The 8,808-nt window shown below is 43.3% G+C and carries 10 protein-coding genes and 1 pseudogene; 8 read left to right on the top strand and 3 right to left on the bottom strand.

Features of this window, described 5'->3' with window-relative positions; genetic code table 11:
* The 4 genes and pseudogenes from B5J94_RS15110 to B5J94_RS14845 all read left to right on the top strand — a co-directional run.
* Positions 1 to 578: pseudogene (locus B5J94_RS15110) on the top strand (hypothetical protein); the annotation flags it as partial.
* A gap of 103 nt (positions 579 to 681) precedes the next feature.
* Positions 682 to 1,812 carry a YadA family autotransporter adhesin gene (locus B5J94_RS10495; protein WP_079364127.1) on the top strand — a complete coding sequence of 377 codons (1,131 nt, stop codon included), beginning with the start codon at positions 682 to 684 and terminating at the stop codon, positions 1,810 to 1,812.
* Positions 1,813 to 1,882: 70 nt separating this feature from the next.
* A complete protein-coding gene (gene bamE / locus B5J94_RS14840) occupies positions 1,883 to 2,437 on the top strand; it encodes an outer membrane protein assembly factor BamE (protein WP_228144588.1) in 555 nt (184 codons plus the stop codon).
* Positions 2,421 to 2,807 (top strand): OmpA family protein, encoded by a 387-nt coding sequence (locus B5J94_RS14845; protein ID WP_228144589.1) that lies wholly within the window; start codon positions 2,421 to 2,423, stop codon positions 2,805 to 2,807. Before bamE ends, B5J94_RS14845 begins: the two co-directional genes overlap by 17 nt.
* Positions 2,808 to 2,884: 77 nt before the next feature.
* Here B5J94_RS14845 and B5J94_RS10505 read toward each other — a convergent pair whose 3' ends face one another.
* Positions 2,885 to 3,268: an SCP2 sterol-binding domain-containing protein gene (locus B5J94_RS10505; protein WP_062500072.1), complete on the bottom strand. Its 384-nt coding sequence runs from the start codon at positions 3,266 to 3,268 to the stop codon at positions 2,885 to 2,887.
* A gap of 618 nt (positions 3,269 to 3,886) precedes the next feature.
* Between B5J94_RS10505 and ccoN the strand changes: the two genes are divergently transcribed.
* The 4 genes from ccoN to ccoP are packed head-to-tail and all read left to right on the top strand — an operon-like array spanning position 3,887 to position 7,285.
* Positions 3,887 to 5,377 carry a cytochrome-c oxidase, cbb3-type subunit I gene (gene ccoN, locus B5J94_RS10510; protein ID WP_062500075.1) on the top strand — a complete coding sequence of 497 codons (1,491 nt, stop codon included), beginning with the start codon at positions 3,887 to 3,889 and terminating at the stop codon, positions 5,375 to 5,377.
* An 11-nt stretch (positions 5,378 to 5,388) separates the two neighbouring features.
* A complete protein-coding gene (gene ccoO / locus B5J94_RS10515; RefSeq protein WP_062500077.1) occupies positions 5,389 to 6,027 on the top strand; it encodes a cytochrome-c oxidase, cbb3-type subunit II in 639 nt (212 codons plus the stop codon).
* Positions 6,027 to 6,206, top strand: coding sequence for a CcoQ/FixQ family Cbb3-type cytochrome c oxidase assembly chaperone (locus B5J94_RS10520; RefSeq protein ID WP_062500079.1), 180 nt, complete (start codon positions 6,027 to 6,029; stop codon positions 6,204 to 6,206). Before ccoO ends, B5J94_RS10520 begins: the two co-directional genes overlap by 1 nt.
* Entirely contained in the window at positions 6,203 to 7,285 is a 1,083-nt protein-coding gene (gene ccoP, locus B5J94_RS10525; RefSeq protein ID WP_062500081.1) for a cytochrome-c oxidase, cbb3-type subunit III, read from the top strand. The genes B5J94_RS10520 and ccoP overlap by 4 nt, the downstream gene beginning before the upstream one ends.
* 397 nt (positions 7,286 to 7,682) lie before the next feature.
* On the opposite strand, the gene B5J94_RS10530 is transcribed toward ccoP, so the two are convergent.
* Together B5J94_RS10530 and B5J94_RS10535 are read right to left on the bottom strand one after the other, a co-directional pair.
* The gene (locus B5J94_RS10530; RefSeq protein ID WP_255216930.1) at positions 7,683 to 8,273 is read right to left on the bottom strand and encodes an autotransporter outer membrane beta-barrel domain-containing protein; all 591 of its coding nucleotides are present in this window, start codon (positions 8,271 to 8,273) and stop codon (positions 7,683 to 7,685) included.
* Positions 8,189 to 8,808, bottom strand: a 620-nt coding sequence (locus B5J94_RS10535; protein WP_143821973.1) for an autotransporter domain-containing protein, incomplete at its 5' end; no start/stop codon positions are given. The genes B5J94_RS10535 and B5J94_RS10530, both read right to left, overlap by 85 nt.

The raw sequence follows: 8,808 nt of genomic DNA on the forward strand, positions 1-8,808 counted from the left end.
TTGGAAAGAGGTCTATTAAAGAAGCCACTAATGCTAATGGTGGGGCGGTTTATGATTTGGCGGTCAATACAGACGGCACAACCATCACCACCAATAAAGATGGTCAAATTACTGCCAATACCATCAATCTGACCAACACACCAGATGGCAAAGTGGCAGAGCCTACCAATCCTAACAGCTTGGTGAATGCTGGTGATATTACCAAAGCTATTAATAATTCAGGCTTTAACATTCAAACCAATGGTGGCGATAAAGAGCTTGTCAAAACAGGCGAAACCGTGAATTTTGTCAATGGTGACAATATCCAAATCACCAATGATGGCAAAAACATCACTGTCGCCACCGCCAAAGACGTGAAGTTTGACAGCGTGAATGTTGGCGATACCGTGAATATTACCAATAAAGGCATTGATGCGGGCAATACTGCCATTGCTAATGTTAAGGCAGGTACAGCAGATACTGATGCGGTCAATGTTGGTCAGTTAAATGAAGCGGTGAGCAACATTAATTCAAACATTACCAACAATAATAAATATCTTTCCAAACTAAAAATAAACCCTTATAAGTATTGGGGTTGAAGTTTTTAAAAATCCATAAAAATCAGGGTTTGGAAAGAAGTCTAATAAAATCATTGGTGGTAATGATGGTTCTATCAATGTCAAAGATATTAATGGCAACGACATGACCACCCCAGACGGCACCAAAAAGACCGTAGGAGAGGTTTTAACAACTTATGATGCGGTAGGTACAGGCACAGTAACAACCAACTCTGTTGTTTCTGCTGTTTACAACATCAATGAGCAAGGCACTAAGTATTTCCATGTTAATGGTACGCCTAATGGTGTTACTAGTAGCTTGGGTGGCGAACGTGGTAATAATGCGGAGCAATCACAGGCAAACGGTGGTTATGCCACAGCCATCGGCTATAAAGCGGTTGCTGATGGCACGGACTCTGTGGCTATCGGTTGCGAAACCAAAACAACAGGCAACAGTGCGGTTGCTATTGGCAATGCATCAACAGCCGGTGAACAGTCTATTGCTGTTGGTGATAGCTCGCAAGCTGTAGGTCTGCAATCCATTGCGATTGGTACAGGAAACCTAGTTTCGGGCAATAACTCAGGTGCGATTGGTGACCCAACAGTTGTGACGGGTGACAGCTCATACTCTGTGGGTAATAATAATACCATCAGCACGAATAATACTTATGCACTAGGTAGTGATATTACAGCAACGGTTGGTGACTCTGTATTCTTGGGTGATAAGTCATCCTCAACTGGCGTTCATACTACAGCTGATGGTGGTAACTACACTTATGCAGGTGCCAACGATGTCAATGTCGCCGGTGTTACAAACAGCACAACAGCACCAAATACTGTTCCTGTTGGCGTGGTAAGTGTTGGCACAGAAGGTGGGCAAACTCGCCAAATTCAAAATGTTGCCGCAGGCGTAGTGTCTGCTGATTCAACTGATGCCATTAACGGTTCTCAGCTGTATTACACCAATGAAGCCATCACCAATTTGGCAGGTAATACCATCAATATGGGCAACCAACTAAACGCCCGTATCGATGATGTAGAAGACGATGTCAATGCAGGTGTATCATCAGCGATGGCGATGGCTGCTCTACCACAAGCTTATATTGCTGGTAAGTCCATGCTAACTGGTGGTATGGCAACCTATAATGGCGAAGGTGCTGTGGCGGTTGGTTTCTCCAAGCTGTCTGATAATGGTCGCTGGGTGCTCAAAATGTCTGGCTCTGCTGATACTCAAGGTAACGCAGGTGCGGCAGTGGGTGCAGGTTTCCACTTCTAAGGTTTGATAAAATCTTGCATTCACGACAGTGAGTGCAAGATTCAACCAAGATTTTAATCTAAGGAATATTATGAAAGCATTAACTCTAAGCACAACCATTCTGATGGTACTTACCATGACAGGTTGCATGGGTACAAAACAGCTAAGCTCTAACATTTCAGAGCGTGGCACTATTAACAACAAAGGCGACATCGTTTTCCCAGAGCTTGATAAAGCATGGCAAAAAGACGGTCAATTCCCCAATAGTGAGAATCTCTCTAAGATTCGCCCAGGGATTGCCAAAGATGAGTTATATCAGCTTATCGGTCGCCCGCATTTTAACGAAGCAAATCGTGCCCGTGAGTGGGATTACATCATGAAGTTCCACCAAGCGGACAATTCTGTGAAGATTTGTCAGTATAAGGTGATTTTTGATGATAAATTCAAAGGTCAAGAATTTTACTGGATGCCAGCTGACTGTGCCAATCATGCCAAACCCACCCCAGCAAGCTCTGCTGTTATTCCAGTTATCGCCCAAGCACCGATTATCAAAGAAAAAATCACGCTTGAAGCGGATGCACTATTCAAATTTGACAAATGGAAGCTTGAAGATATGCTGCCCGCAGGGCGTGCTAAGCTTAGATGAGCTTGCCACCAAGCTCATTGCATGGGAAGCTCGTGGTGACAGCCGTGTCAATCTAACAGGTCATACCGACCGCTATGGCGATGACATGTATAACATGAACTTGTCCATGCTTCGTGCCCAAACGGTTCGCCAATACTTGATTAGTAAAGGCGTAACATCAAGCACACTGACAGCATCAGGGGCAGGTAAGACTCAGCCATTACCACACGTCATCTGTGACAGTAATGCACCTAAATCTGTACAGATTAAGTGCTTACAGCCCAACCGCCGTGTGGAAGCTGACGTTACTGTTTATGCATTTGCCAATGATGGTTCACATCATAAAATCCGCCAAGGTGAAACGTATCAAAATTTTAATAATGGTCAATAATTACACCAAAAACAAAACCCTGTCTAACGGCAGGGTTTTGTTTCTTTGGCGTTTATAAAAACTTGATGGCTAAAAGCTTAAAACTCTGTCACCCCCAAAATCTCTTTATAAAGTGCTTTTTGCTCACCGCTAGGCTTGGCAGATTGTAGTGCCATGACCGCTGACATGTCGCCATCGATGCGGATTTTACCCATCATAAAGGCTTCTAGGGCAACATTAACGTCTTTGCCTGAGATGATTTGGGCGAGCGTGTCGCTGTCGATATTGATGGTGCTAACAGCATCACTGGTGTGGTGCTGACCAAGTTTACCTGCTTTTAGGTGTAGCTCTTTGGGGTCGCCACCTGTGATGCTGACATTGACAACAAGGCTAGCAAGGCTGGGTGGTAGATGTAAGTCGCCTGCTTTGGTGTTGAGAGTTTGAACTTCGTCAAACCATGCTTGACTTAAAAATTTTGCCATAAAAATAACTCGATGATAAATAAGATGGTTCATTATAAAGCAAAATGGATTTGAAAAGCAGGCTTTTTATAAAAATACCACAAAATTCATCAGATTTTCATCAATTTTATTTTTAAAAATTAAATTAATAAGTAAAAAATGATTAATTTTTCATTTAATAAAAACCAAATGGGTTTGGTGAAAGTTTTTAAACTTAACAAAAAGTGGTCTTTTTTGATTAAAAAAATTGATTAAAATCGTCAAAAATTGGCAAAAGTTACAAAAAATTTTAAAAAAATGTGAAAATTTTCATTTATTTTTTACAAAACATACCCGAAAACTTACAATTGTGTTGTATAATACACGGTGAAAAACCCGCCGCAATACCCTATTGTGAGTGTGGATTTAACGCAAGCCAAACTCATCGTGAGTAAGCCAGTCATAGGAAAGATTGTGGTCATTGTTTGATTGTTATTTTTTCCTTAATTTTTTTAAGGTTTTTTTCCTAAAAACTGATTTGAAATGATGATATTTGGCAAATTTTGCGTTACAATAGACAAATATAGTTAAAAAACGTAAATTTGATGATTAATCTCATCAAACAACGAAACAAATCGGGCTGCACAGGAAACCTATCCCATGAGTCTATCTAAAACAGCAGTAGCCCCATCAGTTGACCATGAATACGAAATTACGATTGTTCGTCTTTTCACGCTCATGGCAGTATTTTGGGGTATTATTGGCATGACGGTTGGTGTATTCATTGCATCACAGCTTGCATGGCCAGCACTTAACTTTGATACATCTTGGCTGTCCTTTGGGCGTTTAAGACCGCTACATACCAATGCGGTGATTTTTGCGTTTGGGGGTTCGGCACTTTTTGCAACATCTTATTATATTGTTCAGCGTACTTGTAAGACAAGACTGTTTGCACCTTATCTTGCTTGGTTTACCTTTTGGGGGTGGCAAGCGGTCATTGTGGGGGCGGTCATTACCTTACCATTGGGTCTGACCACTGCCAAAGAATATGCCGAACTAGAATGGCCCATTTCCATTGGTATAGCCTTGGTGTGGGTGGCATATGCCATTGTATTCTTTGGCACGCTCATCAAACGCCAAACATCGCACATCTATGTGGCTAACTGGTTCTTTGCAGCGTTTATTATCACCATTGCACTGCTTCATATCGTCAATAATCTTGCCATTCCTGTGAGTATGTGGAAATCTTACTCGCTCTATGGCGGTGCAACAGATGCCATGGTTCAGTGGTGGTATGGGCATAATGCGGTAGGTTTCTACTTGACGGCGGCGTTCTTGGGTATGATGTATTACTTCATCCCTGTGCAAGTTGGTCGCCCTGTGTATTCATATCGTCTATCTATCGTTCACTTTTGGGCTCTGATTGCTTCATATATGTGGGCAGGCGGACATCACTTGCATTATTCGGCACTGCCTGACTGGACTCAGTCTTTGGGTATGGTGTTCTCGCTGATTCTATTCGCTCCTTCTTGGGGTGGTATGATTAACGGTGTACTTACTTTATCTGGTAGCTGGGATAAATTGCGTACTGACCCCATCATTCGCTTTTTGATTGTGGCATTGTCATTTTATGCCATGAGTACCTTTGAAGGTCCTATGCTGTCCATCAAAGAAGTGAACGCCATCAGTCATAATACCGACTGGACAGTCGGACACGTACACTCTGGTGCGTTGGGCTGGGTTGGTATGGTAACCATTGGTTCTATCTACGTGCTGTTGCCACGCATCTATAATAAAGCAAAAATGTACTCAACCAATTTAATCACGGTGCACTTTTGGTTTGCGACCACAGGTACGGTTCTGTACATTGTTGCTCTATGGATTTCGGGCATTACCCAAGGCATGATGTGGCGTGCAACTAACGATGATGGTACATTGTCTTATGACTTCATCCAGACAGTTGTGGTATCACACTGGCCTTATGTGGTGCGTGCATTGGGTGGTCTGCTTTATGTTGGTGGTATGCTTGTGATGGCTTATAACTGTTATAAGACCATTAAGATGCCTAGCATTCCTGAGCGTCTTGCCGAGCCTGAAGAGGTTAATACAGGTCGTGATGAAGTCTTTGATAATGATGCTGTCAAAGCATAAGGGGGGCAGCCATGTCTAACATTACACATGAAATTGTTGAAAAAAATACCGGCTTACTCGTTGTTTTTATTGTGATTGCGATTAGCTTTGCAACTTTGGTTGAGATTTATCCATTGCTTTTTGACCAAAATACACCAGAGCAAGGCGGTGTGAATAAGCCACTTCCCAACATGCGTCCATGGACAGCATTAGAATTAGAAGGTCGTGACATTTATATCCGTGAAGGTTGTCACGTCTGCCATACTCAGATGATTCGTCCTCTTCGTGCCGAAGTTGAGCGTTATGGACCTTATAGCCGTGCCGCAGAGTCTACATGGGATCACCCATTCTTATGGGGTTCTAAGCGTACTGGTCCTGATCTTGCTCGTGTTGGCGGTCGTTATTCTGACCAATGGCACATTGACCATTTGATTGACCCACGTGCGGTAGTGCCTGCATCAGTCATGCCCGCCTATCCTTGGCTTGCCAAGAATGAGGTGGATGGTAAGAAGATTCAAGCAAAAATGCGTATCTTTAAAGACCGTTTTGGCTTGCCTTATACCGAATCTGATATTGAAGCGGCGCCCGACCAAGTACAGGGGGCAACCGAGCTTGATGCATTGGTCGCTTACCTGCAACAGCTTGGTATCGCCATGCAGGGTCAACGCTAATGAATTGGGGCGTTTTACATAGTATCGCAACGGTGGGGGCATTTATTGCTTTCATCGGTGTGGCGTGGTGGGCATACTCACCAAAAAACAAAAAACGCTTTGAAGAAGACGCACAACTTGCGTTAGATGATCACCAATTAGAAGAGTCGTCATCACAACGCACTAAGGATATACAATGAGCTTTTTTTGGAGTTCTTGGATTACCATCTTTTCGCTGGCTTGTTGGGCTTTCATTTTTGGGGTGCTTGTTTGGACTCTAAAAACCAAGCCAGTGCTAGAAGAAGATGAGACGACAGGACATTCATACGACGGCATTCGTGAATATGATAAGCCCTTGCCAAAATGGTGGCTTGTGGTGTTCTTTGGGACTTTGGCTTGGGGTCTAGGATATTTTGTATTATACCCTTCAATCCAGCCAAATAGTTGGAAAGGCATCACAACCGTAGAAGTTGATGGTCAACAAGTGCCTTGGACATCAGAGAACGAGCTAAATAGCCAACTACAAGCCAACAATAAAGTTTTTACTGAAAACTTTGAACAAAACATCTTGGCGGCGGCTGGTGCAACTGATGCTGTACCTGTACTGGCAAAGTTGTCTGAGCTACAAGCTGAGCAACGCAAAAATGCTGAGCCTGATTCAGACTTGCAAGCCAAAATCGATGAGCAGGTTAAACTGCTTGCTCCTTATGTAGATAAGCTATCAAGTGACCCAGAAGCCCAAAAAGTGGGTAACCGTCTGTTCTTACAAAACTGTGCTCTGTGTCATGGTCTCAACGCCAAAGGTGCAACAGGTTATCCTGATCTAACGGACGATGACTGGCTCCATGGTGGTAATGCAGATGAAATATTGCTAACCATTCATAATGGTCGTGTCGGTGCAATGGCGGCGTGGCAGAAACAACTGGGCGAGTCTGGTGTTCGTGCTGCTGCTGAATACGTACTGTCTATCGCTAGCGGACATGGCCCTGGGGTAGATAATGGTGAGCTTAATCAATCATTGGTGGCACAAGGTAAGCCCATCTTTGAGGCCAACTGTGTGCTATGCCATGGTGCTGACGCTAAAGGTCTAACTGCATTTGGTGCGCCGAACTTAACTGATGATATTTGGCTATTTGGCGGTGATCGTGAATCGGTACAAACAACCATTCGTCATGGTCGTGCTGGCGTGATGCCCGAGTGGCAAACTAAGCTGGGTAACGAGCGTATCATGTTACTTGCAGCTTATGTACGTTCACTGTCACAAAACCCTGTCGAATGATAAATCATTGACTCAACAAAAAGACCTTCATGTAAGGTCTTTTTTATGCGTGTTAATAAAATAAAAGCATGATGGATTATTTACACCCAAGCAACTTTAAAATTACCACAAACTCAATGATGTGTGGACGTAAGAGCTTATCTCTGTACGTCTTATAAATAGCACCAATAAAGGGCGTATACAGTCAGCCCCTACAAAAAATTTTCAAAATGTAGAATTGGTGCAAATTGGGGGTAATTTACCATAATTTACCCTTGATAAATTAGGCATTTATACACTCTACAAAATGAAAAATTGCTACGGTTTCCGTGGTAAAATTCAAATTTGTTAGCTGTATAAAGTTGAGAATGGGGCATAAAAAAGCTGTCATTGTGACAGCTTTTTGTGTTTGTGTTGATCAAAACTTCATCTCAAAGCCTAGTACAGCCCCTTGATTGTCATAGTTCTTACGCCATTGACCTTGATAACCAAGCGATAAGGTGGTGTTAGTCGTGGGCTTGTAAGTCATACCAAGACCTACTACACCAAAGGCTTTGCCGATGTCATGACTGGTTAGTGTAAAACCATGATTTGCAAAACCTCTAAATTCAGCATGAACATCATTGTGAGCATCTCCGTTATCCATTCCCGCCGAGAGCATGCTTGTCAGAGCTAAACGGGGTGCAATGACATTATATCCACGTATACCAATGGTGCTTTTTAGACTTTGGTAGGTTGCTTTTTGCACGGCAAGATTGTAGCCATCCGCCCCTGTCTCAGCATAATCATCCGATTTTGATTGGGTGAAGTCCATCTTAGCAAAGGGGGTGATGTGGCGGTCGGAGGTACCAATCTCATGAGAGATGCCAAGCCCTGCTTGGATGAGATTGATGTCGTAATCAGATTTGGCAATACGACCATTTCCTAAACCTGACTGAGCAATGCGACGCTCGCCATCAATATTTGCCACCCCTGCACCAATGTGAGCGTGAGCGGTTGTTTTATCCATATGGTGATTGCCATAGGCAAAACCCATGACGGTATCAGCTTTGATATTGTGATTGCAAAACCTTTGCTGTCAATGTTATTTTGGCTGTATGCAACAGCAAGACCAAGACTGCTGCTACCTATGGCAGTATCAGTGCCAACAATCACACCTGTTTCATTGCCATCAAACCCAGTCAAGCCACTACCGTGCTGGTCAAGGCTGGTATTATTGCCAATGGCTTTTGCCCAAATGGTTCTATTGGGGTCGAGAGTACGCTCAAAAACGGCATTGCCAAAACCATGACTGCTATCGGCAACAATGCGATTGACCGAGCCTGAGAGTAGGGGTTGTAAATTGTTGGCAAGGTTGGCAAGGTCTGCGAGGCTATAATTGATGGTATCGGTAATCAAGCTGTTTGCCAAATCATTGTCATTACCCGTCACTTTATCAGCCACAGATTTATCCAAAATTTTTGCCAAATTTTCCGACGAATGGTAGCCATGAGCCTTGACAGCAGTTTCAAAAGTGCCGACAATCGTTGGCGTTGGCGTTGGCG

Source organism: Moraxella lacunata, assembly GCF_002027545.1.
In the GTDB taxonomy this organism is placed as follows: Bacteria; Pseudomonadota; Gammaproteobacteria; order Pseudomonadales; family Moraxellaceae; genus Moraxella; species Moraxella lacunata.

What these genes read in the sequence shown, in the direction of transcription:
- ccoN (WP_062500075.1), top strand. Translation starts at nt 3,887, where the DNA reads ATGAGTCTATCTAAAACAGCAGTAGCCCCATCAGTTGACCATGAATAC.
- ccoO (WP_062500077.1), top strand. Translation starts at nt 5,389, where the DNA reads ATGTCTAACATTACACATGAAATTGTTGAAAAAAATACCGGCTTACTC.
- B5J94_RS10530 (WP_255216930.1), bottom strand. Translation starts at nt 8,273, where the DNA reads ATGGATAAAACAACCGCTCACGCTCACATTGGTGCAGGGGTGGCAAAT.
- ccoP (WP_062500081.1), top strand. Translation starts at nt 6,203, where the DNA reads ATGAGCTTTTTTTGGAGTTCTTGGATTACCATCTTTTCGCTGGCTTGT.
- bamE (WP_228144588.1), top strand. Translation starts at nt 1,883, where the DNA reads ATGAAAGCATTAACTCTAAGCACAACCATTCTGATGGTACTTACCATG.
- B5J94_RS10505 (WP_062500072.1), bottom strand. Translation starts at nt 3,268, where the DNA reads ATGGCAAAATTTTTAAGTCAAGCATGGTTTGACGAAGTTCAAACTCTC.
- B5J94_RS10495 (WP_079364127.1), top strand. Translation starts at nt 682, where the DNA reads ATGACCACCCCAGACGGCACCAAAAAGACCGTAGGAGAGGTTTTAACA.
- B5J94_RS10520 (WP_062500079.1), top strand. Translation starts at nt 6,027, where the DNA reads ATGAATTGGGGCGTTTTACATAGTATCGCAACGGTGGGGGCATTTATT.